Below are 25626 nucleotides of genomic sequence, written 5' to 3' on the forward strand. Positions count from 1 at the left end.
TTTAATGGTACAAACCGAGTGCTTCTGATTCATCTACAAGCATATCCATAATTTTACTGCTTTCTTCGTAACTTTGTTTCTTATAATCCATTAAATCTTCGTAACGTATCCGGCGACTGTTCCTGACTGTCTTGTAAGGAATTTTTCCCGCATCCAGCAACTCCCGCATATATTTATCGGAAACTCCCAGAATGTCTGCTGCTTGATAAATATGAAGTTCTTTAGTAATTGGAGTTAGCTTGACAGTATTGCCGCTGCTTGTCTGTTGCAAAATCGCTAATAGCAGTGGCAATGCAGCCGCAGGTATGTCAATTGTCTTTCCCTCTTTTTCGTTTAATATCAATTTGAGGGATTCGCCAGACGGATGATTTTGCAAGTGCGATTCTAAAGCGCGGCTGCTGGTTTTGGCAACCGCTGCTTCTGCTGCTGTCGGCAAAGCAGGTGCTGAGTCGGGATCTCCGGTGAATGTCATGTTAATTTGGGGGTGAGAATAACAGGCGATCGACTACGATCGTAGCAATTTTTTTGCGAGGCGATCGCACTTGATGCAGCCAGCGAAATAACAGATACTAGGATTAGGGACACAACATTGCTGTGTCCCTACTGCAAAATCAATTTATTGCCTCATGCGATTAATTTCGACAGCACATTAGACAACTTAGCACCGAGATTTTCAACAGAGTCCTGCTGTTTGGGATCTTTCATCGTACCGTCAGCATTAAATGCTTCAAAAGCTTGGGGAACTGCTTTCTGATCCGGAAGTACCAATACGTTAATATTCCCCAGGATAGATCGCAAATGAACCAATCCCCGCAAGCCGCCGATTCCGCCTGGGGAAGCACTCATAATTACCGCTACTTTGCCAGTAAATGCCACCAATCCCGGTTCACCCGGTGCTGGGCGCGATACCCAATCGATCGCATTTTTCAACACAGGCGTAATTGAACTGTTATACTCAGGAGAAGCTATCAAAAACCCGTCATGCGCTACCATCAATTCCTTCAATTTCCGGGCATTTTCTGGCATTCCCTCTTTTGCTTCCAAATCTTCGTCAAATAGCGGCAGCGGCAAATCGCGCAAATCTACATAAGTAACTTCTGCACCCGCCGCCGTAGCCCCAGCCGCCGCAACTTTTACCAGCAGTTTGTTGTAGGATGCTTCGCGGGTACTTCCGGCAAATGCAAGTATTTTTGGTCGGTTTGTCATTGATTTTTTCCTGATTATTGCTTCCGAGTAAAATTATACTATTCCGAGTGATTCCAAACAAAGTCAGCAATGGGTTTATCTGCCGACAAAGGAAGATTTTCACTGGAATTGAATAAGATCGATCGCACTTTTACATTCCCGACTCCCAAACGCCTCTCGACGCGACTGGGAATGCCGTAACCGTAAATAATATGCCCTTTTCCCGCCAACACCACAACTTGATAGTCGGGGTTGGCTTTGACAAATTCAGCTATTTTTTCCGCCATAGTTTCGTCCCACAAAACTTGGGCTTGCAAAAATCTTTCAAAAGCCGTACTATTTCCCTGTCCTGCCTTTTGGTGTTGCTGGAAAACTTCTAGCAGCAGTTGCCGGTATTCGGCGTTGTCGGTGCGAATTTCGGATATTGGGGGAATGTACTTTTTTTCCTCTGCAGTGAGGCTTTCTAAACCTTGACTGGCAACTTTTCTCGTTACTTCGGATGGTGTATTTAAGGCGATGACTGGTAGTTGATTTTCTTTGGCAAACCGCAAAATGGGGGCGTAATATTCCCAGGGAAAACGCCACCTGCGATCGTACTCTGTTTGCTCGATTAATTGCTGTTCAGTCAGTTTACCTGCTAAGTAGTTGTCGATCGCACTTTGAAAGGGACGCTGAAACATTTCTAGGGCGATCGCAATTTTTCGATTTTGCCGCTGCATTTCTCGGATAATCGTCAGTTGAGTTTGGTGGTCTTCCGCGCTATCGTGGGTTTCTCCCAGATACACGACTTTTGCCTTCACCAACTGTTGCAGAATCTCTTGGTTAGTATAAGTTTGCTGAGGTTGAGGGTTCGCCGTCGTTGAAGCAGCCGCTGCACTGCTGCACAGCAGAAAGATGCCGATCGATAAGGCGCACAGTTTGATGAGTTTGGTTCTTTTCATACAAATATTATGCCTGTTTATCGCAGCAGCAAGCACAGCCGAACTCTACTATTTTAGCTGAGCAGCTAGAAAGCTCGATGCTTGATTTAACTTCATAATTATCCGCAGTTCCTGCTAAAAATGTAAAGTTTAGTTGCAGGTACTTGTGCTTCTAGAAGAAGGTGCTAAATTAATAATATGAAGCGAACAAAAAGCTTCTCTGACAGATACCAAATCCAGATACCACAGCGAAGTTCAACATAGAATATAAGGAGTAAAACGCTGTTTAATCTCACATCTGTCTCATTAAAAACCAATAGCAGCACCCACAAACAAAGCTGATACTTCCTCAACTAATTAGAGGGGAGCAATGCAACTGAATCCGAGGATTATTGCAACTCCGCATCGAAGTTGAAAAAAGAGGAATTCACTCGGTACATATGGCTGGGTGCTGTTGTTGTTAAAAGAGATTTTCGGTTTGTGATGTTTGTTTCAGTAGAGGCAGAGCCTCTAGATATGCGTTACCGGGCAGAGCCGGGTAACGATCGTAAAAGGATAAAAACTAGAAAATTACTGGAAAATTGTCTCGTCTTCCTTTCGCCACGCGGGATCGACAATACAAATAAATATTAGCGGCTCTGTGCCGCAGTTGTAAATAAACTGCTTGGCGTTTGGGGGAATGTAAACTGCATCTCCGGCTTCCACAAATTGATTTTCGCCGTCGATGTGCATTTCTCCAACGCCGCTGAGGATGTAGTAAACTTCAGAAGTTGTCAGGGAGTGCAGCGCAGAAGTTTGTCCCGCTGGCAAAGCGGCGTGCGCTAAACTGTAACGCAACTCGACAGCTTGTTTGTCTGGATGCAGCAATTCTCGCAGTTGAGTACCGTCGCCAGCAATAAACTCCTCGCAGGCATTTAGCTTTTGAATTAGCATTCTTTCCACACTCCTGAAAATCTCTTTACCATAAGTTAAGTTTAATTGAAAGAGCGAGAGATGTTAAGAAATATATAAAAATCCGGCAGAATTTTTTAACCGTAAGTTCCCGAATGCGATCGATAATCAGGACAGTCGATCGCATCTTCAGATAAAGCTATTGTAGGCTGAACGGGACACTTGAGGTGGTAGTCGCCGGTGAAAAATACGCAGTTAGCACAAGGGATTTGGTGCATCCGCTGAGCTCGGCGCATGGAGTCGGCGACAGTGCGCCCGATACTCGAAAAGAGCAAAAAAACTAAACCCCAGGCGGAGACAAAACACAGCGGGACTAAAACAGGCTGTATTGCCTTAAGCAAAAAGTAAAGCATAGCAATCAAATTCAGCGTTAGAAGCCACACAATACCTTACAGTAGTGGAATTGGCGATCGATCGACCAAAAAGTTTAGAATCCTTTACAGCTCGATCGAGAAACCGGGCAATTATGGCATGATAAGGAACAGTCCTTAAATAAAATTAGAGGAAATCAGTTATGACTCTGCGATTAGGCGATACAGTTCCCAACTTTACCCAAGCTTCGTCTGAAGGGGAAATCAATTTCTACGACTGGGCCGGCGATAGCTGGGTAGTGTTGTTTTCGCACCCGAAAGACTATACTCCAGTGTGTACCACAGAACTCGGTGCAGTGGCCCGTCTCAAGTCTGAATTTGAAAAGCGGGGCGTCAAAACCATTGCCCTCAGCGTCGATGATGTGGATTCTCACATGGGCTGGATTAAAGACATTGAGGAAACGCAAAATGTCACCCTCAATTATCCGATTTTAGCAGATGGCGATCGTAAAGTCTCCGACATTTACGACATGATCCATCCCAACTCGCTGAACAACTTAACAATCCGCACAGTTTTTGTGATTGACCCGGAAAAGAAACTGCGTTTAAGCATTACTTATCCGGCGAGCACTGGTCGGAATTTTAATGAGATTTTGCGAGTAATTGATTCCTTGCAACTTACCGACAAATACAGCGTTGCGACTCCGGTTGATTGGAAAGATGGCGACGATTGCGTAATCGTACCTTCGATTACCGACCCCGCAGAGTTAGCAGAGAAATTTCCCAAAGGCTACACGCCGATTAAGCCTTATTTGCGGATGACTCCTCAGCCGAATAAATAGGTTAAATTTACGCAATGTTTGCAGTCAGGACTTCAGTCCTTCCCTCTTTTTTGAGGACTGAAGTCCTCACTACCAACAGAGAAATTATGCAATCTTGTTTGAGACTTTAGATTTCAGGAAAGGCAAAATGCTGTCATCTCCGATCGTATTGCGAATGCCGCCAGAATTGCAAATGACAGACGACGAGTTTTTCGAGTTCTGTCAATTAAATCGCAACTTGCGAATTGAACGCAGCCAGCAGGGAGAAATACTATTATTGACTCTCGTTGGGGGAATCAGCAGCAACCGCAATGCTATTTTAACTGGAGAATTGGGAATTTGGACAAAGGGAGATGGAACTGGCATTGCTTTTGCTTCTTGTACGGGATTTACTTTATCGATCGGCTCCGTGCGATCGCCTGATGCTTCCTGGATTAAACTGGAAAGGTGGAATGCTTTATCAAAAGCACAGGCAGAAAAATTTGCACCAATTTGCCCTGACTTTGTAGTTGAACTCAGACCCGATTTTGAGGACTTAAAGCCCTTGGAAGAAAAAATGCAAGAATATATGAGAGAACCCGGAGTGCAGTTAGGCTGGTTAATTGACCGCAAAAATCGCAGAGTTTACATTTACCGTCCCGGTTTGCCAGAAGAATGTTTGGAGAATCCCGCGACAGTCAGTGGCGACCCCGTTTTGCCGGGATTCGTACTCAATATGAGCAGGATTTGGTAAGTTTAGTATAGTAGCAACGATCGAGGAAATCAATTATGTTGACATCAACAATTGTGTTGCGAATACCGCCCAAATTGCAAATGACAGACGACGAGTTTTTCGAGTTCTGTCAAATCAATAGTGAGTTACGAATTGAACGCAGCCAGCAGGGAGAATTGCTAATTATGCCGCCTACTGGTTCGGAGACGGGAAACCGAGAAGGTAATATATTTGGGCCGTTGTGGGTTTGGGCAGAACAAAATGGTACTGGTTTAGCGTTTACTTCGAGTACGGGATTTACTCTGTCAACAGGTGCACAAAAGTCGCCGGATGCTGCTTGGATAAAATTGGAAAGATGGAATGCTTTGTCACCAGAACAAAAGCAAAAATTTGCCCCGATTTGCCCGGATTTTGTAGTAGAACTGAGGTCTGCTTCTGACAATCTCAAGCCCTTGCAAGAAAAAATGCAAGAATATATGAGAGAACCAGGAGTGCAGTTAGGATGGTTGATTGACCGCAAAAATCGCAGAGTTTACATTTATCGTCCGGGTTTACCAGAGGAATGTTTGGAGAATCCGGCTACAGTTAGCGGCGACCCCGTTTTGCCCGGATTCGTACTCAATATGAGCAAGATTTGGTAAAACTGGTAGCAATAAATATCAACTTATTGTAAAAATTAATAATAGGATGCAAACACGCAAAAAATATGGATATTAAAAACGGCTTTGTAGGCACAATCGGCAACACACCACTAATTCGGTTAAACAGCTTCAGCGATGAAACGGGCTGCGAAATTCTCGGTAAAGCAGAGTTTCTCAATCCCGGCGGTTCTGTAAAAGACCGGGCTGCTTTATACATCATCAAAGATGCAGAAGAAAAAGGCTTGCTAAAACCGGGCGGCACCGTTGTTGAAGGCACTGCCGGCAATACTGGCATAGGTTTGGCGCACATTTGCAACGCTAAAGGTTACAAATGTTTGATCGTGATTCCCGATAACCAATCTCAAGAAAAAATCGATGCTTTGAAAACCTTGGGCGCTGAAGTTCGGACTGTTCCCGCTGTTCCTTACAAAGACCCAAATAATTATGTCAAATTGTCGGGAAGATTGGCTGCGGAAATGGAGAATGCAGTCTGGGCAAATCAGTTTGACAATTTAGCCAATCGCCGAGCTCATTACGAGACAACTGGCCCGGAAATTTGGGAACAAACAAACGGGAAAATTGATGCTTGGGTAGCCGCAACGGGTACGGGCGGGACTTTTGCTGGCGTAGGAATGTTTTTGAAAGAAAAAAATCCTGCTGTTAAAATTGTCTTGGCCGACCCGATGGGCAGCGGTCTTTACAGTTATTTCAAAACTGGGGAAATTAAGACTGAAGGTAGTTCGATTACTGAGGGAATTGGCACCACCCGCGTCACTGCAAATATGGAGAATGCCCCGGTAGACGACGCCATTCAAATTGACGATACTGAAGCTGTCCGGGTGATTTACCAACTGCTGAGAAAAGAAGGGCTGTTTATGGGCGGTTCTGTGGGGATTAATGTGGGGGCGGCGGTGGCTTTAGCGAAGCAAATGGGGCCTGGACATACGATTGTTACGGTACTCTGCGACGGCGGGGCTCGGTATCAGTCGCGTTTGTTCGATCGACAATGGTTAGCTTCCAAAGGTCTGTCACCAGATTAATCGTAGGGTGCGTTGCGGCGCACCTTAAAATTTGGGCATATAGCGGTTCTCAAGTAAGTGAGGTACGTAGTTGGGCTTTAGCCCTCTTAATTGTGCTTATGTAGTTAAGTGAGGTAAGCACCTAAGAACTTCCATTACCAATTAATACTCATACCTCATCTACCTGAGAAAGGCTATATATCAAATCTGGGCATATATGCGCGCACCTATTCCCATGATAAAAAAATAGCATATATCTAGCATAATGTCAAGTAAAAAAACATGAAAATCATCGAATCTTCGAGGCGAGTTCTTGTTTGCCAAAACCGCACTTGTCGCAAGCAAAGTGCAGCAAAGATACTGGCAGCGTTTCAGAAATTGTCGCCCTCAGAAGTCGAAGTTGTTGCTAGCAGTTGTTTGGGACAGTGCGGCAACGGGCCGATGGTGTTGGTGCTGCCAGAAGAGGTTTGGTACAGCGGTGTTTGCCAGGAGGAAGTTGCGGCAATAACTGAGCAACATTTGGGGGGAGGAAAGCCGGTAGAGAGGATGCTTTACCGCAAGTTTCACCGACTTTCTCATTAGTCGATCGCCCGCCTTTAAAATTCTTCCGCAAACAACCGGCGCAGAATTTCCGTGACTTCGGCGGCGACTCTGGCGTCGAGTTCTATCGCTTTGCGATCGACACTGCTGGAACCGTCTAAAACTTTTTCTGCCCGCAAAGTCATCGCTAAAGTTCTGAGTTTTGCCGGCTTTCCCGCCGCCTTGGGCCGTTCGTCAACAAACCGGACTAAAGCCACATAAACTGTTTCTAGGGTTCCCCGGATCGAGCTCAATCCGTAACCCAATTTTGAGATAATTACTGGAGAAGTGATGAGGCTATCCATCCCCAAAGTTTTAATTGCTACGTCCGCATATCGAGCGGTGTCATGTCCCATTGCTCGGACAATGCTTTCTAAGCTGTTCCACTGAGATGCTTTCATGCGCGATCGCTGTTCGATGTGGAAGTGCCATCCTAACATGGAAATTAGCCTGGTCAAGTCATAAGCAGATACGGAATTACTTTGTTGGGTGCTGTTTACTGCGGCACTTAGCAGCACTTGTTTTTTGCTGAGATCGAATATTTTTGGGTTGTTGAGATAAGGGATTTCGCCGTAATCGCCGCGAAAAATTAAATCGTTATTGCCAGTAGCGCTCTTCAGCCATTGCTCTAGTCCTGTGCGAGTATCGAAGCGTTTGAACATCGCAGCTAAAGAATTTGAACTTGCTATATTTGAGGCATAGCTAATCATGTCTTTTGCTACATCGTAAAAGTAAAAATCTTGTTTTTGCCCGTTGCCATCTCTAACAACGCAGTTGTCAATGTCGCAGTCGGGATATTTGCTATTTACTTGACTGACGATATTAAGGAGCGGGATAATTTTAGTAGCACTCCACTGCTCAGCTTTGGTAAGTGCGTTTTTTCCCAGCCACTGCGCCTGAATTTTGCCGTCTACAAAACTACCAATGCAAACGCAGGCTTGTTTGATTTCTTCGTGGAGAAAACTTAAAGCTTGAGAGTTAATTTGAGGTAGTTCTCCCAGGCTGGGAAAGGGGGTAAGTTTGAGGGGATTATTGGGTCCGGGAATATAGCTAATTACTTTTAAGCCGTCGGGTTTCTGTTTGAGATAATCGGGATAGTTTTTAATTTGTTGTTGGTAAGGGGATTTTTCAATGCCCCGGTCTAAAAAAGCTAGTTTGTTGATGTTAGCTTGGGCATCTATTTCCATTTGGAGGTAGTTTTTGAAGATGCGCGCTCGGTCTTTTGCGAGTTCGAGGGAGGTGAGGTTCATGATAATAGTTGGCAGCTTGTTACTAATAAGTAAATCACTATACTAGGATTTACGCAAACAAACCGGGTTGCTATGCAAAATTTTGGTTTGGAAAACGAAAAATTTATGAATAACCGGGTTTCAGAGAGTAACTGCATTCAGGACTATATATCTGAGCTCGGGCATTGCGCTCAAGCTTTTTTGCCGCGTACTTGAATGCGTTTGTCGGTTTTTTGTTTCTTAATCCAAGAGACAAATTTCTGGAGTTCAGGGTCATTTTTGAGCTTTTCCAGGGTGTTGAGCTCTTGGGCGAGGTGTTTGTTGTCAAATAGAGAGTGAATCTGGCGGTGACAGGCTGAGCAAATGTCGATCGTCGGGCTGGGATCTTCGTTTTTCCGCTTAGTGTTTTGTTTGGGGATGAGGTGATGGGCGGTTAATGCTTCCATTTGTCGATCGCACAATTCGCACTGCATAATTTTCTCAATGCTGTTTTATAGGCGTTTTAAAAACCATTTCATATTCTCGATTGACGTTCGAGTAGTTATCCAAATTGCCGCCATAAAGCCATGTTTGGACAATTTCTACCGCATCTTCAAGAGAGTCTACGCGGATGCGCGCCACTGCATTGTCCCATTCGCCTTCGATCTTCCAATCTTCTAAATCAATTCCTATTCCGTCCAAATCTGTATCAATCCAAACGTGCCTCTCGGGACAAACAGTGCTTTGAAAAGACAAAGTGCACAAACAAGTTTCAGCGCGATTAGTTTCAATCGCTTTGAAAATCTTACTTCTAAGCATTTGCCTGAGAGTTTCAGTAATATCATTTTTTGATGCAGTTTGCTGATTCACAATATCACCTCATTTTTGGAACTTATCGCGATTATCTGTTAGTAACTTCCGCAGATTTTTACCCCCGACTATCCCTGCTTTTAAAGCATTTTCAACCGACATAGTTTTGGCCTCTGCAGGCAAGACTTCACTAATTCCACCTTTGCGGAATTTGCCAATATATTCCTCTACAGATATTTGGCGATTTTCGTAAAGCTGGCGAGTAGTAGGTGAATTTAGATTACCTTGATTGTGTTCTCTAGCCCAACGCTCAAATTCTGGGTTTAGTTGCTGATTCACAATATTAGACACTACTGGGCAAATAGAACATTAAACTGCGAGAGATTTTGCCTGCCGCGCTGGCTAAGTAGACCGAAGTTGGAAGACCGAAGTTGGAAGAAGGAAGAAGACATATTGCAGCCAGCTTTTTAGTCATCCGTATTTTACGTTTAATTAGGGGGATTTACTTATAGCCGATCGAGGAATTGATTCGCCAACTTACTCCTATTATAGTGTAACCAAAAGTTGACGGCCGCCGCAAACAGTTGGCGAACCTGCACGGTAGCCAGCAGCCCAAACAATAAAAAACCCCCAATTGGGGGTCATACAAATCTCTTGCGGCAGAGGTCCACAAGCCTCTGGGATCACAAAATATACAGCAACAAAAACAAGACAATCCAAATCACATCCACAAAGTGCCAGTAAATCTCAGTCGCTTCGATTCCGAAGTGGTGCTCGCTAGAATAGTGACCTTGCGCGCGCGATCGCCACACCACCGCCACCATCAGCAGCACTCCCAACGTAACGTGCAAGCCGTGAAAAGCAGTCAAAACGTAAAAGCAACTGGCATACAAATTCGTCGTCAAGCCAAACTCTAAATGAGTGTATTCGTAAACCTGACCGAACAAGAAAACTGCGCCCATAGCAATAGTTACGAGCAGCCAATTCCGCATTCCTGCGGCATCATTTTTTTTGATTGCTGTATCAGCATTGTGAATCACAAAACTGCTAGCAATCAGAATTACCGTATTAATTCCCGGCAGCAATAACTCTCGCGCCGGCGTACCTTCAGGAGGCCACACGGGGGCCATCGCCCGATAAATCAAATACGCGGCAAACATACCGAAAAATATCATGCCTTCAGCGCACAGGAACACAATTACCCCTAACATTCGGTGGTCGGGATGCTCTTCGCCGTGTGCTTCTACCTCGGCATTGTGGTGGTAATTCAGGGCTGTTTTTGCCGGATCGATCGCTGGAATTTGCATAATAAATTGCTAGTTGGTAATGGGAAGGAAGAAGGAAGAGGGAAGAAGGAAGAGGGAAGAAGGAAGAAGGAAGAAGGAAGAGGGAAGAGGGGAAAAAATTTATCCCTACATTGCGGGTGTGCTGTTGCTGTCAAAAGTCATCAGTCAAAAGTTCTCATATTGTAACGTGCAATAACTAATAACTGATGACTGATGACTGATGACTGATGACTAATGACTGATGACTAATAACTATTCGCCATCTTGACTTTCATCAGCAGGAGAATCAACATCTATCTCAGATTCAGGAGCGACCAAAGTTGCAGTACTGCCCAAGAAAGTTGAAGCTTGAGCCTCCGCAATAGGAATACCTGTTTTCTGGGCGTTGCGGGTGGCATTTTCCCTCAGCTTGAGTCTGAGACGTTCCCCTGTCCGCTGAATTTTTTCCATGCCGTAATCGTAAGGCCCCGTTGCCAATACCGGCACTCCTTCAAAATTTTCGATCGGGGGCGGCGAAGTCGTCATCCATTCCAAACTCAAAGCTTGCCAAGGATTGTCACCTGCTTTCGGGCCGTACCTCCAGCTCCAAATCACATTAATGATAAAGGGGATTGTAGACACTGCCAGCATATAAGCACCGACAGTACAAATGACATTAATTGTGGTAAATTTTGGGTCGTACATTGCCACCCGCCGGGGCATTCCTTGCATCCCCAAAGCGTGCATCGGCAGGAAAGTTACAGTAAAGCCAACATAGGTTAAAACAAAGTGAACTCTACCCCAAAATTCATTAATCATCCGCCCCGTCATTTTGGGGAACCAGTGGTAAAAAGCAGCGTAAATTCCAAACACTGAGCCGCCAAACAGCACGTAGTGCAGGTGAGCGACGACAAAATAAGTGTCGTGAACGTGAATGTCGAAAGGTACGGAAGCCACCATGATCCCGGTGATGCCGCCGAGCACAAATGTTGAGATAAAACCCATCCCAAATAGCATGGCGCTGACAAGCCGGAGTTTTCCTCCCCAAATAGTTGCCAACCAGCTAAATATTTTAATCCCAGTTGGTACGGCGATGATCATAGTCGTGATCATAAAAAACATCCGCAGCCAGCCGGGAGTGCCGCTGGTAAACATATGGTGCGCCCACACGATCAAGCCCAAAAAGCTGATTGCGAGACTGGAATAGGCGATCGCCAAATAACCGAAAATTGGCTTGCGGGAATGCACCGGCAAAACTTCTGAAATCACCCCGAAAAAGGGCATAATCATAATGTAAACTGCCGGGTGCGAATAAAACCAGAATAAATGCTGGTAGACGATCGGATCGCCGTTCCCGGTCGGGTTAAAAAATGCCGTCCCCGCTAACAAGTCAAACGACAGCAAAATCAAAGCGGCGGCTAAGACTGGAGTCGCAATCAAAGTCAGCGCTGCAGTCGCAATCATCGCCCAGCAAAACAAAGGCATTTCATTGAGACTCATGCTCGGAACCCGCATCGTGAAAATGGTAATGGCAAAATTTACCGCCCCCAAAATCGAAGAAGTTCCTAGTATTAAGACGCTGAGAATCCAAATTTCTTCCCCGGCTTGAGCAGTAACTAAGCTCAAAGGCGGATAGGAAGTCCAACCCGCCTGCGGAGCTCCTACCAAAAAACTGCTCAGCAGCAACACGCCGCCTACGGGAATCAGCCAAAAGGCGATCGCATTCAGCCTGGGAAATGCCATGTCTTTTGCCCCAATCATTAAGGGGATCAAAAAGTTAGCAAATCCGGCTCCCGCAGGCACAATCCACAGGAAGATCATCACCGTCGCGTGAACAGTAAATAAACTGTTGTAGAGTTCGGGGGTGACAAAATCGGAGTCGGGGGTGGCGAGTTCTGTTCGCACCAAAGTTGCCATCACCCCGCCGATTAAATAGAAAATAAAAGTTGTTACCAGGTATTGAATACCGATGACTTTGTGGTCGGTATTAAAAGTGAAGTAGTCGCGCCAATGTCTATCGGCGGGCGCTGTTCCGCGAGCCTCAGTGTTGGCACTTTCTTGGAACTGTGCTTGTGTCATAGTTATTAGTCATTAGTTATTAGTCATTAGTTATTAGCTGAGGATAAAATACCCAGTGGCCGGAACTAATGACTATTTTTAGTGATGAGTTGGGTGAAGTTGTTCGAGGGTTTCGGAATTAATTTTTATTTCCCTGACGTAGGGAGCCAAAAATTCCCCGTCTGACAATTCCCCGGGGTTGACTGCAACTGCTTGGTCTAAGTTTTGACTGCTAGCAACTTGCTGTTCTTGCAGCCAACTGTCGAATTCTTCGGGCGTGTGAACGACTGCTACAGCTTTCATCGCTCCGTGATAAGCGCCGCACAATTCAGCACAAACAACCCGGTATTCGCCGGCTTTAGTTGGTGTAAATCTCAGTTCGCTCGGCCGCCCGGGAATTGCATCTTGTTTGAGGCGAAATTCCGGCAGCCAAAATGCGTGCAGAACGTCTTGAGCTGAGATATTTAGCTGTACGTCGCGGTTTGCTGGCATATGCAGTTCGCCGGAACTAACGCCGCTTTCTGGATAGCTAAAAATCCAGGCGTACTGCAAACCCATGACATTTACAACTAAGTCTGCTGGTTTGTCTTCGTTTTCTGGGGAAGCGCCGACGCCTAGAGCAACAAGTTTTCTAGATGGAATTTGTGGGGTGTTTTGACCCATGTCTGAGAGTGTGGCGGCGATCGCACTTCCCCGCATTTTAGAGTGCGCTTGCATGGTTCCGTGGTCGTGATTTCCCATCGGATCGAGGCCTCCCATTGAGTTGTAAATCTCAAAACTGTAGACTCCGATTCCTAAAATAATCACCGCCGGCACGGCTGTCCAAAGAATTTCTAAGGGAAAGTTGTCATGCCAAGGCGGGCCATCTGTGTTGTCTCCTTGACGACGGCGATATTTAATTGCAGCAACGATGAGAATTCCTTGGACCATGATAAATAGTCCAGTGGAAATGGTCATCATTGTATTGAAAAGTGCGTCTATGTCGGATGCTTCGTCAGAGGCGGCGATCGGCATCAAACCGTGATTCTGCCCGTACCAGAGACTGATCAGAGTCACTCCGATGCCGGCGAGCATGGTGAGGATGGAACTTGGAATGTTCACGCTGGTACTTCTTAATAGCGACACTTCTTCGCTTGAAAAATGAAAGAAGCGCCTCTGGGTTATCAAGTTTTAATTGTAAATGGTATTTTTAGTAAAATGTCTATCTTAAGGGTTACTTAAGGCTTAGTATGTTTGACTGAGCGATCGCCCGTACACGCAAATAAGTCTTTTGTACCTTGACAAAAATGATAAAAAATGGTAAGCAATCGCTCTGTTTGGCTGCTAAATTTGAGATTTTTTCTCAAACACCATCAAATGCTGCTGGGGCAACATATCTTTTGTCTCTTTCCATACTAAACCGACGGCTGCCATTTCTTTTTTCACATGCTTCTGCGTCATTTTGTGCAAACCTTTAATGGGAATCATCGGGTTTTCGCCCCGATACTCGATCGATACCGTGCGGCCTCCCGGTTTGAGTGCTTTCACAATTCCTTGCATCATTTCTCTGGGATATGCAAATTCGTGATAAGCATCCACCATCACCACTAAATCTACGCTGTTTTCCGGCAAATTCGGATTGTCGATACTTCCCAAAACTGGCTCAACGTTAGCAATATTTTTTTCTTGTTTATTCAATTTAATAAAATCGATCATTTCCGGCTGCACGTCAACTGCTAAAACCTTTCCTTGTGGAACTAAGGGAGCGATGCGAAAGCTCAAATATCCCGTTCCTGCTCCAATGTCGGCGACAATATCGGTTGGTTTTAAATCGAGATTGTTCACTAATCGAGCTGATTTTTCTTCCATGCCGCGAGACGGTCTTTCCAGCCAACCCGCACCTTGATATCCCATGACTTGGGCAATTTCTCGACCCATGTAAAATTTGCCGGTGCCGTCGGGATTGTGGACGGTTCGCTGCTGATAAATGGTGTCGCTGCTGGCGGTTTTACTTGCTGCTGCACAGGCATTGAGCGGCAACAGGCAAATTATTGTCAAAATTATTACTGTTAAGGGTTTAATTAATTGTGCGGTTTTTTTCACGATATTTCAGATTTTGTGTTTAAATTTATTTCTCGTTCCCTGGCTCTGCCGGGGAACGCAGATCCAGAGGCTCTGCCTCGGTAATATCCAGAAGAGTTCAAGACTTAATTGACAGCGGATTCTAACAGTTTGATTGTACCAGAGTCTGCGTCAATTTCAACTTCTAGACCGATCGGCAAAGTGAACTGCTCCCGGATGTGTCCCACCATTGAACCGTACCACGCAGGAATCTTCAAAGGGCGAATGTGGTCGGACAAGACTTGAGGTAAGGTTAGGGACTCTTGCGGTTTTTCAGCTTCGCACTTGGTACACTGTCCGAAAATAAAACCTGATATTTTATCGAGAATGCCCGCTAATTTGAGCTGCGTCAACATTCTATCGATGCGATAAACCTCTTCCCCAACTTCCTCAACAAACAAAATACTGTTTTCCCACTCCGGCAAATAAGCCGAACCCACCATTGCTGCGATTACTGATAAATTGCCGCCGATTAGTTTTCCCCTAGCTGTGCCGCGCCCGATTGTTTCAAATTGCACGCTTTGGGAGTTTTGCATCGTCACAGAGCCGCCCTCAAACAAAACTTTCTTGACGTAATCCACTGTAAAGGGGCTCCAAGTTGACGCACCTAAAGGGCCGTGAAAAGTAACTCTATTAGTTTTAGCATAAATCGCCAATAACAGCGCCGTAATATCGCTGAATCCCATAATAATTTTGGGATTGTTGCGGATAATATTGTAATCCAAGAGCGGCAAGATCCGACCGCAGCCCCAGCCGCCCATCCCCGTAAAAATAGCTCGCACTGAGTCATCGGCAAAGGCTGCGTTGACATCGGCGGCGCGATCGGCATCCTGGCCGGCTAAATAGCCGTAGCGGTCGTAAAAATGCTCTCCCAATTTAACTTTTAAACCCAGGTTATCCAGAACTTTAAAAAATGGCTGCACTTCTTTTTCGTAGTTGAAAGCGGCAGGATTGATTAAAGCTACAGTATCGCCGACTTGCAGGCGGCGCGGCTTAACGATCGCAGTTTTGGGAGATAGGTTGGTTTGGGCGATAGGCAAAAGCTGAGTACCAATAGCAGTAAACCCAAAAGTTCTGAGCAGAACACGGCGGCGGAGAGTCATAGGTGTTATACCCTTGTTCGATTAAGTGAGGTACAGGTTGAGATTTTAGATTTTAGATTTTAGATTTTAGATTGGGGGATTGAGCAATTGTTAATTCATTGATGAATGGCTCACGCGAGAACTGTTATAGATGGTTTTTGCTATAATTGTATAGCAAAATATCTGTAACATCAGTTAAAAATTGCGAGTTTCCAATGAAAACAGACACTAAAATCTCAGCTAAAAAATCCTGGGCTCAAGCTTTAGCCCGTCCGGCTGCGGAATTTCCGCTGACTCAGCTATTGGTTAAAAGCGGTAAAATTCCCGCAGGATTGCGGGGAACTCTCTACCGCAACGGGCCCGCACGTTTGCAACGCGGCGGCATGAATGCGGGACACTGGTTTGACGGCGACGGTGCAATTTTGGCAGTACATTTTACCGATGCGGGTGCTGCGGCTGTTTATCGCTACGTGGAAACAGCGGGATATCAAGCTGAGGAAAAATCTGATAAATTTCTCTACAGTAATTATGGCATGACAGCACCGGTGCCTGTGTGGTTGCGGTGGACTAAATCTGTTAAAAATGCCGCCAATACTTCAGTTTTAGCTTTGCCCGATCGCCTTTTAGCTTTGTGGGAAGGCGGCTTGCCTCACAGCCTCGATTTGCAAACTCTGGAAACTCAGGGAACGGACGATTTAGGAAGTTTACAAAGTGGATCTTCTTATTCCGCTCACTGCAAGCGCGACCCGATTACTGGCAATATTTTTAACTTTGGAATTACACATGGTGCCAGTACAAAGTTGAATCTGTATAAAAGCGATCCTACAGGCAAAATTGTGCAACAAGCAACTGTTGCTTTAGATGGCCCTCCGATGCTCCACGATTTTGTTCTGGCTGGAAAGTATCTAATATTTTTTGTGCCGCCAGTACGAGTAAAATTTTTGCCTGTGTTAGCTGGAATTAGCAGTTACAGCGACTCTTTGGAATGGAAACCCGAGTTAGGAACGCAGATATTAGTTGTTGACTCGGAAACTCTCTCTTTAGTTAGTCGCGGCGAAACCAATTCTTGGTTTCAGTGGCATTTTGCTAACGGTTTTGTCAAGGAAGATGGTTCGGTGGCTGTAGATTTTGTGCGCTTCGCTGACTTTCAAACTAATCAGCGCCTGAAAGAAGTAGCGGCGGGTGAAACTCGCACCGATGCGGAGGGGACTCTGTGGCGGGTGCATCTCAATCCTCAAACTGGCAAAGTGACAGCAGCCGAAGAATTGTTGGATCAACCTTGCGAATTTCCGACGGTACCTGCTTCAGAAATAGGGCAAGACTCGCGATATATTTATCTGGCAATGTATCGGCCTGACGTTGAGATTGTAGCGGAACGTTACGGTGCGATCGCCCGTTTGGATACGCAAAACCGCAATCTCACAATTGCCGACTTGGGCGAAAATCGCTATCCCGCAGAGCCCATCTACGTTCCAGATATTTCCTCAGAAAAAGGTTGGATAATCACAGTTATTTATGACGGCAATTCTGACAGCAGCGAAGTCTGGATATTTGACAGCGAAGGGCTAGATCGCGCTCCTATTTGTCAGCTAGAATTGCCTAGTGTCATACCTTTGGGCTTTCACGGCACTTGGAAATCGGCAGTATGAGAAAATTGTAAAGAAGTGTTGCGGAAGATTTATTAAAAATTGTTGCCGCTTTAACTCCTAGTTGTTAAGGTGTGTGTAGAGAGCAAATCCTTATATCTAGGAGGTGTGGAATTGATAATCTGCATTGCTCAATTATCCTGTGCCAATTCGGACGAATCCCCGGCGATTTTAAGTCGCGGCTGCACAGAATATCGTCTGCCTCTGCGGACTAAAAAAAGAGGGGTAATTAAGCCCCGAAAAATGACAAATTCGGGGTGAATATTCCCGGCGAATAAATTCGCGGCTACACAGGCAAAGTCCGCCTCTGCGGACTGAAACCAATCCCCGGCGAATAAATTCGCGACTACACAGGCAAAGTCCGCCTCTGCGGACTGAAGAAAAAGCGGTAATAAAGCCCGCTTTGCCATGATTCACGACTAGGTTTTCTCATCTCACGTTTGTCTGGTCTGCTTGCATGAGGTTAAATGACCAGATATTTGACTGATTCTTGGCAAACTAAAAGTTTAGTTCAACTCACGCGCACGTTAGCGATTCAAAAGTTTTTTGTTTTGAGTTAACCCCACGAATAAATTAGGCTTATCGGAACAAGATAGCCTTTCCCAAAATTATGAATTATGAGTTGTTACCGCCAAAACATTCAACTCATAACTGATAATTCACAACTCACAACTCATAACTCCGTGCCGCGGTGAGCATCAACCAAAAGGTTTAATCTATGCAACTTCAAGGAAAAACAGCTCTTGTTACAGGAGCTTCGCGCGGAATTGGGCGATCGATCGCCCTGGAATTAGCGAGACAAGGAGTCAAACGCTTGTTGATTGTGGCGCGCAACCGCAAGCAATTAATTGAACTGGCAGAGGAAATCGATCTTTTTGGCACAGAAGTAGTGCCGTTAGCTTTGGATTTAACTCAGTCAGTAGCGGTGAATATTGCGATCGCCCAAGCTTGGCGAGATAGCGGCCCGATTCACCTGCTAGTCAACTGTGCGGGTGTCGCGCACCAAGCATCATTCTTGCGTTCCCCGCTGCCATTAATCGAGGAAGAAATCGCCTTAAATTTGCTCGGAACTTACACAATTACCCGCTTGATTGCGAGGCGAATGGCGACTCAAAAAGAAGGAACAATCGTCAACGTTTCGAGCTTAATGGGAAAAATTGCCGCTCCGACAATGGCGACTTATTCTGCTACCAAATTTGCGATTTTGGGATTCACCCAAGCTTTACGCAGCGAGTTAAGTCAGTACAACGTTCGAGTCACAGCTTTGCTCCCATCCCTAACAGATACCGACATGGTGCGAGACTTGGAGCAATTCCGGTGGGTAGTGCCCACAACTCCCGAAAAAGTTGCCCTAGCACTTGTCGCGGGATTGCACAAAGATGCGCCGGAAATCTTAGTAGGATATCAAAGTCATCTAGCAGTTTGGTGTCACCGAATTGCGCCTTGGCTGCTGGATTTTGTGTTGCGGATGGCAACTCCTGAACTTCGGGATAAATCGCAGCGCGATCGCAAATTGCGTCAAGCTTTAGCTAGCGGGCGATAAACCCTTTTCTGGGCGGGCTTTCCGGCCCACCCCACTCATTCTTTGTGGAACGGGCATCTTGCCCGTTCTTGAGAATGGTGCAAGATGTAAGTTATAGTTAATAATATTTATAATTATATTGAGTTGGCAAAAATGAGCCATAAAAAATCCTTCCTAAATTACAGAGGTAGCCAAAAACAAAAATCCTCTCTACCTCCAAATTCTCTGGTTGAATTTGCCTCAAATTGGCGGATAGCTTGGGGGAAAACAGACAGCATCGAAGATAATACAGCGTGGCGAGAAGGTCAAATTGCTATTATTGGCTCCAACCAAAATGCTCAGATAATTCTAAGTCCCTCAGAAAAATTTGCAGTTGTCGGCGATATTTGGCTGAGCAACCGATTAGAATTGCTGGAAAGATTGGGTATTTCTGCTAATAGTTGGCAGGGGTGCGATCGCCAATTAGTCGCTCAACTGTGGGAACGCTGGGGCGTTGAATGTTTGCCGATGCTGGCGGGTATGTTCGCGTTCGCGGTTTGGGACAGAGAAAGGCAAGTTTTGCGGCTGGCGCGCGATCGCGCGGGTGCGCGCACTCTTTACTACACTGATGTTGGCGCGACTCGCTGGATTTCTCCTCAACTGCGGGCGATCGCACCCTACCATTCAAGGGCGATCGACCTCGTAGCGCTGCGAGATTACCTCTGCTGCTCCTTTGTTCCGGGCGATCGTACCCTCTGGCAGGAAGTGCGAGAACTGCGTCCAGGAACCGTTTTAAGCTTCCCTGACGAGACGATTTCCGCTTACTGGGAACTCCGAGAACAAGTTGTCGAGGCCGAACAATCTTTAGAATGGCACGGCGCGAGATTGCGCTCTCTTTTAGATGAAATTGTCCGAGAATATTTGCCTGCAAATCAACCTGTAGGCGTCTTTCTTTCCGGCGGGTTAGACTCTAGCTGCATCGCCGCTTTAGCTGCTAAATTTCACGATCGACCAGTTCACACTTACTCAATTCATTTTGGTGCAGAATGCGCCAACGAATTAGAGTTTTCCAGTTTAGTTGCCCAACACTGCCAAACTAAACACCACATTTTAGAAATTAGCTTTCGGGATATGTGGGAAAAGTTGCCAGAAACGATGAGCTATTTAGACGATCCGATCGGCGACCCCCTGACAGTGCCAAACTTGCTATTAGGAAAATTGGCGCGAGAATCTGTCGAAATTGTCCTCAACGGCGAAGGCGGCGATCCCTGTTTTGGCGGGCCTAAAAATCAACCGATGCTAATTAACAGCTTGTACAATTCTCTTACTAATTTGGATGCGCTGCCAGCATATTTGATGTCATTTCAAAAGTGCGCTGCGGATTTGCCTCAACTGTTAAAACCGGAAATTTGGGGGGCGGTAAAAACAGAACCTTCGGTATTTAGCGCGGATTTGAATAGCAGCGGCAGTTATCTAAATCGATTAATGGCATTAAATATTAAATTTAAGGGAGCCGACCAGATTTTGACCAAAGTCAACAACTTGACTCAAGCTGCTGACTTGCACGGGCGATCGCCTCTTTTTGACCAGCGAATAGTTGACTTGAGCATGACGATTCCGCCGGAATACAAACTATCGGGAGTTGTGGAAAAAGCTGTGTTAAAACAAGCGGTTGCAAACGTTCTGCCCGCTCAAATTTTAGACAGACCAAAAAGCGGGATGCTGGTTCCCGTACAGTTGGGATTTAAGAAGTTTTGGCAGCGAGAGGCTAAGGGTTTGCTGCTGTCGAAAAAAGCTGCGATCGCTCCTTATTTCAACCAATCTTTGATATGTCAATGGCTAGACTATGAAGGAGATACCTGGGGGCGTTACGGCGTTAAACTGTGGCTGTTGGCGAGTTTAGAAATTTGGCTGCAAGGTAATAAGTAATATCAAATATAGTCCGGCAGGGAATGAATTCCCTGCCTCAAAGCTAAAGTCCTCTTAGGAGGACTGGAGAAATCATTAGACATCTCCAAAAAAGCCAGTATGGAACAGGCATCTTGCCTGTTCCACAATAATTATTGGAGATGTCTATTAGTCCTCTTTTAGAGGACTTTAGCTATTAGACAGGGAATTCATTCCCTGGCGGGCTGACGGGTAAGCGGGAGGACTAGCGGGACTAACAGCTTTGACACCAATGGGCAATGCGGTTTCCCTACAAACCTCAACCAAAACTGTCAACAACATAAATAGAACTATCCGTACCGCCTAGCAAAATCAAACTGCTGTCATCGCTGCCTAAATCTCGACTGCCGGCAATTCCTCGATTCAAAATTTGAATCAGTTTTTGAGCACTAAACGATTCCAATTCTACATAATTACCTAATTCCAACCACTCCAATTCTTCAGGGGATAAATCTTGGCGAATTGCTGGCGGCAATTGTACAGCATCTCGTGCCGAACTCTCAGAACTGAGAACACACATATTGTCGCCAGCCGCAATAATTTGCCTGGGCAGCAATCCGATATCAATAATTATCGCGCTGCTATCTGAGAACCAATTAGGATTGGTACGCAAGCGGTCAACTAAACCAATTCCTCGGGGAGTGCAATCGTGCAAAGCGTACACTTTTAAGTCTGGATTTCGGCGCAGCATTTCCATAGTTGTGTCGAAGATACTTTGCGGATATCCGGTAATGCTGAGGACTGCACAGTTGTTTTCAAAGTGGAAATTGTTGGCGATTAAAAATTGGGCAATTTCCGGGCGATCGCACACAACTAATCTGTCAAAACTGTAAGCGCTGACATCAGGACTAACGGCGGTATTTCCATTTAGAGCGCGGGGAGGCGGCAGCAATTTAGTCATAGAGTTAATTTCTGTCCAAGTATTAAGCCAGCCTTGAAACTGATTTAACTCAATAGTAAAATCTTGACTATTTGCAGGTTTTTTTTCAATTTTTTTGCTACCAAAATAGATAGATAGCATTCCGATAGCGCAGCTCGCTAAAAACAGCGGAAAGGAACTTGATAACAGAGTTACACCAATTCCGCACACCAGAACTATTCCTCCCCAAACTTGCAAAGTCTTTGCAAATTTCTGGCGTTGTTTGTACGGATACTTGCTAGAACGGCTAGCAGTAAAAGTTCCTGCAATCACTAAACTATTTATTACAAACATTACCAAAAAGAAAGCTATACTCCCTTCAGAAAATATATCTGCTTTCAAGATAAGAACAAAGATACCCGAAACTATATTAATAATGAGGTATCCTGGGATTGTGTAGAACCCATCATAAATTTTTGGTCTCGATCGCTTGTCTAAAAGGTAAAATAACTGCTTAGGGGTAAAAAACAGCGTATCGTTAACAGAAATATCTGCGATCGCCTTGGCAAACATCGGGTCAGTTATTTTGACACCAGTCATTGCAGTCGGTTCAAAAGCAAACTTATGGTTGCATCGTAGACAGCGACCCCTATTAGCCGTGCGAACTTTTAAATTATTTTCAGTTCCACATTTAATGCACTTCATAAAAATCTCCTATTGATTATTCAAAAAACTTGATTGGCTAGCAAAATGCTGTAACCTTCTCTTTGGCGAATCACGCGATGCTGGTTATTTTCTAACAGCACTTCCGCAGGTCTGGGGCGGTGCAAAAAGTGCGATGACATGGCATAGCCGTAAGCTCCCACATCTAAAATAGCCAGGATTTCCCCAACTTTCAAAGCTGGTAAATGACAGTTTTTTCCCAAAAAATCCCGCGAATAAGTAGTATTGCCACAAACATCAGTAAGATGTAGAGAATCCCGGCAATTCCAGGTATAAATCTCTCGATAACCGCCGTGAACTGACGGCACTGAAAGATTAGCAACAGTAGTATCCACGCCGACAATTTGTTTGGCTTCTTGCCATTTTGTTGAAACAACTTGAGCGAGCAAAGTAGCGCATCCCGCTACAACCGATCGCCCTGGTTCAACTATTAGCTGAATTTCGCGATCGAGTTGGCTGATTTTGCTGGTTAATTCTGCTCCGAACAGTTCCCAGTCAAAGGCTGTACCCCCGCTGCGGTAAGGATAGCCAAAACCGCCGCCAAAATCGAGATATTCCCAATCTGGCAATTGCTGGGCTGCGGCAATTACAGTATCAATTACTTGAGTAAAAGCTGCGGTAGAATTAGTGCCGGTACCGCGATAAAAATGCAATCCGCTGAGCTTTAATCCGGCTTTTCTAGCGAGGGCGATCGCCTCTGGGAATTCAGTCGATCGCACTCCAATTCGACTGTCTCCAGTTAGTTCGGGCAAATTCAGTCTCAAACCCAAACTGGGCGGTTCTAAAATCTGTTGGTTTTCCCTGAGAGATTGATAAACTTCACAGCACAACTGCAACTGAGCGAGACTGTCGAAATTCAGAGTTTTGACACCCCATTTGAGAACTTGTTCCATCTCATTTAGGTGCAAATTGCTGCCGCTGTAAACAATGTTTTTGGGCGAAAAACTGGCCTGACTTCCTAAATAAATATCTCCCGGTGTATTGGCGTGCAGTCCCCACCCGCAAGCTTGAAAAATTTGCAGCAGTGCGATGTTGCCATTTGTCACGCTGGCAAAACAAAATTGAGTTCGCGGATAGGAAATTGCTTTAGTAATGCGGGCAATAGTCAGGCGCAAAATATCGCTTTGATAAACGTAAAGTGGCGAACCGTAAGTAGCTAATAACTCTTGGGCTAGGGAAAGAGTAAAAGGCGGTTCTTTGAGAATTGATTTGCGATCTGCAATTGTTGACATAATGGTAAAGTAGGTGCTTGTTCTGAGATATTGCACCATTCTCAATAAGCCTTTCACGGGCGGGCAGGATGCCCACCCCACAAGAAAATTATTTTTTTGTGGAACAGGCATCTTGCCTGTTCTTGAGAATGGTGTAAGATGTGAGTTAAATAAAAAATGTTGATTTTATTCTGCCCACCGCTGGCGGTAATTCCAAACCGATCGAGGCAACCAAAATGGATGATTCCAAGATTTGTTTTTCACTTCCTCGCCTAAGATTTGCGATCGCCAAATTTGCCACATAATTAACAGCCAAATAATTTCGCCAATGCGGCGGCCTTGAATTCCCGCTGCGAATTTGCCGGACACAATTTGAGCAGCCAAATCGGGTTGCCAGCGTTTCTCTGACAGCAGCACGGCAGGGTTTAACCAATCGCCAATTTGATGCCAAAATTCATTAAAACACCAAGAGGTTAAGGGAACTCCCATACCCCGTTTTTCCCGCCAAACTATTTCCGCAGGCAGCCAATTTTCCACGCTTCGTTTGAGGATGTATTTCTCGCAAGCACCCCGCAAAAACAATTCTCCTGACAGTTTAAACGTCCAGTCTGTTAAGGCAAAATCGCAAAAGGGCGATCGCACTTTCAGACCAAAAGCTAGAGCTAAATTAGCAGCGCGGGGATGGATGTTCTGCGCGCCTTTGAGCATCAGCCCAGCGCGGCGGAGGCGATGGAGTAAAGACCCGCCTAAAGCAGGATTAAGAGCCTCTAGCAGCCAATCTTGAGGGTGCAAATTCTGAATTTGAGTGTAAATTTGCGGCTGGTAAACTTTAGTTTCGTATCCCCACATCCGGTGAAAAGTTCGCAGGTATTGCAGGGCAAAAGCTTCGTCTCCGGCTGGATTTGCTGCTTGATAAATACCCGCTGCAATCAGGGGTTTATTCGTCCATCCCGCAAATAACTGATCGCCGCCTTCGCCGTTGAAAACGAGATCCGTTTCTTGACTCGCAGCTTCATTTAAAAGGTACAGCGGCACTGTAACTCCGTCGCCAAAAGGCAAATCTAAAGCTTTCACAGCAGAATGCAAAACTTGTTTAATCCGGTGCGGCGTGGCATCTACTTTTATTAAAGGAATTTTCAGCGAGTAGGCAACTTGTTCTGCCCAAGGATATTCAGGAATTCCGGCTTCGCCAAAGTCGAGAGTATAAGCGCGCACTTTGACTCCGGCTTTTACTAACAAAGCTGCGACAACTGAGGAATCTAAACCGCCTGATAGAAATACTCCGACAGTTTCACTGCTGTTTATATCGGCAATTTGACGGTGAACGGCATCTTTAAGTAAGTTTTGCAATTGGGCGATCGCTTCTGCTTCGTCTTTTATTTTTTCTGAACTTTCTCCCCATTCCAACAACCGTTTTGATTGGGGTTCAAAAATTACACCGCTATCTCGATCGCACTCCCAAGTCAATTCGGTTCCTGGGGGAACGGCGAACACATTTTTGACCGGAGTTAAAGGAGTTGGGACATAGGAAAAACAGCTATAGCCGTACAAACCGGGAATGCTTACATCTGGCTGTTCGCAAATATTTAACAGCAGTTGCAATCTCGATGCAAACCAAATACTCGGCCCGATTTGCGTCCAGTAAAGCGTTACTCGCCCGAAGGGTTCCCGTCCTAAAATCAGGCAATTTTCTCGAACGTTTACCCAGGCATCAGGTAACAGCAAGCCGTTGGTTGATGGATAAGTACATAGTCCAGATGCTGAGAGGGCGGCGATTTGCAAAGTACGTGAAGCGTAGCTATCCCGCAGGGAATCGCTCTTTTTGGTCGGCAAGTCTGGCGCGCGATCGAGTTCGGTACTAGCAACATTCCAAATTGGATGATTTTCGCTGTCTGCGGTGGAGAAACTGGAAGAATCCTCGACTTTTTGAACGGGAATTTCTCTGGCAGACTGGCTGATGATTTTCGCCAGCAGCGCTTCTAATTTTTGGCGAGAATCGCAGCCCCAGTATCCTAAAAATTGACGCGGTTTGTTGGTGATTCCCATGTTATAATCTATCTATAGGCGAGTTTTTGGG

General features: G+C 45.5%; 26 protein-coding genes. 9 read left to right on the top strand and 17 right to left on the bottom strand.

Annotation, left to right across the window (positions count from 1 at the left end):
• Nucleotide 1: 1 nt before the first annotated feature.
• The 5 genes from QUA56_RS00085 to QUA56_RS00105 form a co-directional block, all read right to left on the bottom strand.
• Nucleotides 2-472, bottom strand: coding sequence for a helix-turn-helix domain-containing protein (locus QUA56_RS00085; protein ID WP_333351737.1), 471 nt, complete (start codon nt 470-472; stop codon nt 2-4).
• Nucleotides 473-624: 152 nt separating this feature from the next.
• Nucleotides 625-1206: an NAD(P)H-dependent oxidoreductase gene (locus QUA56_RS00090; RefSeq protein WP_333351739.1), complete on the bottom strand. Its 582-nt coding sequence runs from the start codon at nt 1204-1206 to the stop codon at nt 625-627.
• A gap of 38 nt (nt 1207-1244) precedes the next feature.
• Nucleotides 1245-2126 carry a ChaN family lipoprotein gene (locus QUA56_RS00095; RefSeq protein ID WP_333351741.1) on the bottom strand — a complete coding sequence of 294 codons (882 nt, stop codon included), beginning with the start codon at nt 2124-2126 and terminating at the stop codon, nt 1245-1247.
• A gap of 549 nt (nt 2127-2675) precedes the next feature.
• Entirely contained in the window at nt 2676-3038 is a 363-nt protein-coding gene (locus QUA56_RS00100; protein ID WP_333351743.1) for a cupin domain-containing protein, read from the bottom strand.
• Between the two features lie 95 nt (nt 3039-3133).
• Nucleotides 3134-3409: a hypothetical protein gene (locus tag QUA56_RS00105; RefSeq protein ID WP_333351745.1), complete on the bottom strand. Its 276-nt coding sequence runs from the start codon at nt 3407-3409 to the stop codon at nt 3134-3136.
• A gap of 161 nt (nt 3410-3570) precedes the next feature.
• On the opposite strand from QUA56_RS00105, the gene QUA56_RS00110 reads away from it, so the two are divergent.
• The 5 genes from QUA56_RS00110 to QUA56_RS00130 all read left to right on the top strand — a co-directional run bounded on the left by QUA56_RS00110 (nt 3571) and on the right by QUA56_RS00130 (nt 7142).
• Complete coding sequence (locus tag QUA56_RS00110) at nt 3571-4209, top strand: peroxiredoxin (protein ID WP_333033773.1); 639 nt, start codon at nt 3571-3573, stop codon at nt 4207-4209.
• A gap of 127 nt (nt 4210-4336) precedes the next feature.
• A complete protein-coding gene (locus QUA56_RS00115; RefSeq protein WP_333351747.1) occupies nt 4337-4921 on the top strand; it encodes a Uma2 family endonuclease in 585 nt (194 codons plus the stop codon).
• Between the two features lie 35 nt (nt 4922-4956).
• Nucleotides 4957-5541, top strand: a complete 585-nt coding sequence (locus tag QUA56_RS00120; protein WP_333351749.1) for a Uma2 family endonuclease — start codon at nt 4957-4959, stop codon at nt 5539-5541.
• A 65-nt stretch (nt 5542-5606) separates the two neighbouring features.
• Nucleotides 5607-6581 (top strand): cysteine synthase A, encoded by a 975-nt coding sequence (locus QUA56_RS00125; protein ID WP_333351751.1) that lies wholly within the window; start codon nt 5607-5609, stop codon nt 6579-6581.
• Between the two features lie 261 nt (nt 6582-6842).
• Nucleotides 6843-7142 carry a (2Fe-2S) ferredoxin domain-containing protein gene (locus QUA56_RS00130; RefSeq protein ID WP_333351753.1) on the top strand — a complete coding sequence of 100 codons (300 nt, stop codon included), beginning with the start codon at nt 6843-6845 and terminating at the stop codon, nt 7140-7142.
• 14 nt (nt 7143-7156) lie between these two features.
• On the opposite strand, the gene QUA56_RS00135 is transcribed toward QUA56_RS00130, so the two are convergent.
• The 5 genes from QUA56_RS00135 to QUA56_RS00155 all read right to left on the bottom strand — a co-directional run bounded on the left by QUA56_RS00135 (nt 7157) and on the right by QUA56_RS00155 (nt 10464).
• The gene (locus tag QUA56_RS00135; RefSeq protein WP_333351755.1) at nt 7157-8389 is read right to left on the bottom strand and encodes a hypothetical protein; all 1233 of its coding nucleotides are present in this window, start codon (nt 8387-8389) and stop codon (nt 7157-7159) included.
• Between the two features lie 170 nt (nt 8390-8559).
• Nucleotides 8560-8841, bottom strand: coding sequence for an HNH endonuclease (locus QUA56_RS00140; RefSeq protein WP_333175565.1), 282 nt, complete (start codon nt 8839-8841; stop codon nt 8560-8562).
• Between the two features lie 7 nt (nt 8842-8848).
• Complete coding sequence (locus QUA56_RS00145; protein ID WP_333351756.1) at nt 8849-9217, bottom strand: hypothetical protein; 369 nt, start codon at nt 9215-9217, stop codon at nt 8849-8851.
• Between the two features lie 9 nt (nt 9218-9226).
• A complete protein-coding gene (locus tag QUA56_RS00150) occupies nt 9227-9496 on the bottom strand; it encodes a hypothetical protein (RefSeq protein ID WP_332985506.1) in 270 nt (89 codons plus the stop codon).
• A 344-nt stretch (nt 9497-9840) separates the two neighbouring features.
• Complete coding sequence (locus QUA56_RS00155) at nt 9841-10464, bottom strand: heme-copper oxidase subunit III (RefSeq protein ID WP_333235572.1); 624 nt, start codon at nt 10462-10464, stop codon at nt 9841-9843.
• Between the two features lie 19 nt (nt 10465-10483).
• Between QUA56_RS00155 and QUA56_RS00160 the strand changes: the two genes are divergently transcribed.
• Nucleotides 10484-10639, top strand: a complete 156-nt coding sequence (locus QUA56_RS00160; protein WP_333351758.1) for a hypothetical protein — start codon at nt 10484-10486, stop codon at nt 10637-10639.
• A 56-nt stretch (nt 10640-10695) separates the two neighbouring features.
• On the opposite strand, the gene ctaD is transcribed toward QUA56_RS00160, so the two are convergent.
• From ctaD to QUA56_RS00180, 4 genes are all read right to left on the bottom strand, one after another.
• Complete coding sequence (gene ctaD / locus QUA56_RS00165; protein ID WP_333351760.1) at nt 10696-12501, bottom strand: cytochrome c oxidase subunit I; 1806 nt, start codon at nt 12499-12501, stop codon at nt 10696-10698.
• 78 nt (nt 12502-12579) lie between these two features.
• Nucleotides 12580-13581 carry a cytochrome c oxidase subunit II gene (locus tag QUA56_RS00170; RefSeq protein WP_333351762.1) on the bottom strand — a complete coding sequence of 334 codons (1002 nt, stop codon included), beginning with the start codon at nt 13579-13581 and terminating at the stop codon, nt 12580-12582.
• A 222-nt stretch (nt 13582-13803) separates the two neighbouring features.
• On the bottom strand, nt 13804-14562 hold the full coding sequence (locus QUA56_RS00175) for a class I SAM-dependent methyltransferase (RefSeq protein WP_333351764.1): 759 nt from the start codon (nt 14560-14562) through the stop codon (nt 13804-13806).
• A gap of 104 nt (nt 14563-14666) precedes the next feature.
• Entirely contained in the window at nt 14667-15683 is a 1017-nt protein-coding gene (locus QUA56_RS00180) for an LD-carboxypeptidase (protein ID WP_333351766.1), read from the bottom strand.
• A gap of 194 nt (nt 15684-15877) precedes the next feature.
• Between QUA56_RS00180 and QUA56_RS00185 the strand changes: the two genes are divergently transcribed.
• The 3 genes from QUA56_RS00185 to QUA56_RS00195 all read left to right on the top strand — a co-directional run bounded on the left by QUA56_RS00185 (nt 15878) and on the right by QUA56_RS00195 (nt 20738).
• Entirely contained in the window at nt 15878-17311 is a 1434-nt protein-coding gene (locus QUA56_RS00185; protein ID WP_333351768.1) for a carotenoid oxygenase family protein, read from the top strand.
• 715 nt (nt 17312-18026) lie between these two features.
• Nucleotides 18027-18851, top strand: coding sequence for an SDR family NAD(P)-dependent oxidoreductase (locus QUA56_RS00190; RefSeq protein WP_333351769.1), 825 nt, complete (start codon nt 18027-18029; stop codon nt 18849-18851).
• Between the two features lie 132 nt (nt 18852-18983).
• On the top strand, nt 18984-20738 hold the full coding sequence (locus QUA56_RS00195; protein ID WP_333351771.1) for an asparagine synthase-related protein: 1755 nt from the start codon (nt 18984-18986) through the stop codon (nt 20736-20738).
• A 277-nt stretch (nt 20739-21015) separates the two neighbouring features.
• Here QUA56_RS00195 and QUA56_RS00200 read toward each other — a convergent pair whose 3' ends face one another.
• The 3 genes from QUA56_RS00200 to QUA56_RS00210 all read right to left on the bottom strand — a co-directional run bounded on the left by QUA56_RS00200 (nt 21016) and on the right by QUA56_RS00210 (nt 25595).
• On the bottom strand, nt 21016-22320 hold the full coding sequence (locus QUA56_RS00200; RefSeq protein WP_333351773.1) for a hypothetical protein: 1305 nt from the start codon (nt 22318-22320) through the stop codon (nt 21016-21018).
• Nucleotides 22321-22340: 20 nt separating this feature from the next.
• The gene (locus QUA56_RS00205) at nt 22341-23570 is read right to left on the bottom strand and encodes a decarboxylase (protein WP_333351775.1); all 1230 of its coding nucleotides are present in this window, start codon (nt 23568-23570) and stop codon (nt 22341-22343) included.
• A 165-nt stretch (nt 23571-23735) separates the two neighbouring features.
• Nucleotides 23736-25595, bottom strand: coding sequence for an asparagine synthetase B family protein (locus QUA56_RS00210; RefSeq protein WP_333351777.1), 1860 nt, complete (start codon nt 25593-25595; stop codon nt 23736-23738).
• Between the last annotated feature and the right edge of the window lie 31 nt (nt 25596-25626).

The organism is Microcoleus sp. N3A4, from assembly GCF_036701805.1.
In the GTDB taxonomy this organism is placed as follows: domain Bacteria; phylum Cyanobacteriota; class Cyanobacteriia; order Cyanobacteriales; family Microcoleaceae; genus Microcoleus.

Coding starts and splice junctions, on each gene's coding strand:
- QUA56_RS00085 (WP_333351737.1), bottom strand. CDS start 472: ATGACATTCACCGGAGATCCCGACTCAGCACCTGCTTTGCCGACAGCA.
- QUA56_RS00090 (WP_333351739.1), bottom strand. CDS start 1,206: ATGACAAACCGACCAAAAATACTTGCATTTGCCGGAAGTACCCGCGAA.
- QUA56_RS00095 (WP_333351741.1), bottom strand. CDS start 2,126: ATGAAAAGAACCAAACTCATCAAACTGTGCGCCTTATCGATCGGCATC.
- QUA56_RS00100 (WP_333351743.1), bottom strand. CDS start 3,038: ATGCTAATTCAAAAGCTAAATGCCTGCGAGGAGTTTATTGCTGGCGAC.
- QUA56_RS00105 (WP_333351745.1), bottom strand. CDS start 3,409: ATGCTTTACTTTTTGCTTAAGGCAATACAGCCTGTTTTAGTCCCGCTG.
- QUA56_RS00110 (WP_333033773.1), top strand. CDS start 3,571: ATGACTCTGCGATTAGGCGATACAGTTCCCAACTTTACCCAAGCTTCG.
- QUA56_RS00115 (WP_333351747.1), top strand. CDS start 4,337: ATGCTGTCATCTCCGATCGTATTGCGAATGCCGCCAGAATTGCAAATG.
- QUA56_RS00120 (WP_333351749.1), top strand. CDS start 4,957: ATGTTGACATCAACAATTGTGTTGCGAATACCGCCCAAATTGCAAATG.
- QUA56_RS00125 (WP_333351751.1), top strand. CDS start 5,607: ATGGATATTAAAAACGGCTTTGTAGGCACAATCGGCAACACACCACTA.
- QUA56_RS00130 (WP_333351753.1), top strand. CDS start 6,843: ATGAAAATCATCGAATCTTCGAGGCGAGTTCTTGTTTGCCAAAACCGC.
- QUA56_RS00135 (WP_333351755.1), bottom strand. CDS start 8,389: ATGAACCTCACCTCCCTCGAACTCGCAAAAGACCGAGCGCGCATCTTC.
- QUA56_RS00140 (WP_333175565.1), bottom strand. CDS start 8,841: ATGCAGTGCGAATTGTGCGATCGACAAATGGAAGCATTAACCGCCCAT.
- QUA56_RS00155 (WP_333235572.1), bottom strand. CDS start 10,464: ATGCAAATTCCAGCGATCGATCCGGCAAAAACAGCCCTGAATTACCAC.
- QUA56_RS00160 (WP_333351758.1), top strand. CDS start 10,484: ATGGGAAGGAAGAAGGAAGAGGGAAGAAGGAAGAGGGAAGAAGGAAGA.
- ctaD (WP_333351760.1), bottom strand. CDS start 12,501: ATGACACAAGCACAGTTCCAAGAAAGTGCCAACACTGAGGCTCGCGGA.
- QUA56_RS00180 (WP_333351766.1), bottom strand. CDS start 15,683: ATGACTCTCCGCCGCCGTGTTCTGCTCAGAACTTTTGGGTTTACTGCT.
- QUA56_RS00185 (WP_333351768.1), top strand. CDS start 15,878: ATGAAAACAGACACTAAAATCTCAGCTAAAAAATCCTGGGCTCAAGCT.
- QUA56_RS00190 (WP_333351769.1), top strand. CDS start 18,027: ATGCAACTTCAAGGAAAAACAGCTCTTGTTACAGGAGCTTCGCGCGGA.
- QUA56_RS00195 (WP_333351771.1), top strand. CDS start 18,984: ATGAGCCATAAAAAATCCTTCCTAAATTACAGAGGTAGCCAAAAACAA.
- QUA56_RS00200 (WP_333351773.1), bottom strand. CDS start 22,320: ATGAAGTGCATTAAATGTGGAACTGAAAATAATTTAAAAGTTCGCACG.
- QUA56_RS00205 (WP_333351775.1), bottom strand. CDS start 23,570: ATGTCAACAATTGCAGATCGCAAATCAATTCTCAAAGAACCGCCTTTT.
- QUA56_RS00210 (WP_333351777.1), bottom strand. CDS start 25,595: ATGGGAATCACCAACAAACCGCGTCAATTTTTAGGATACTGGGGCTGC.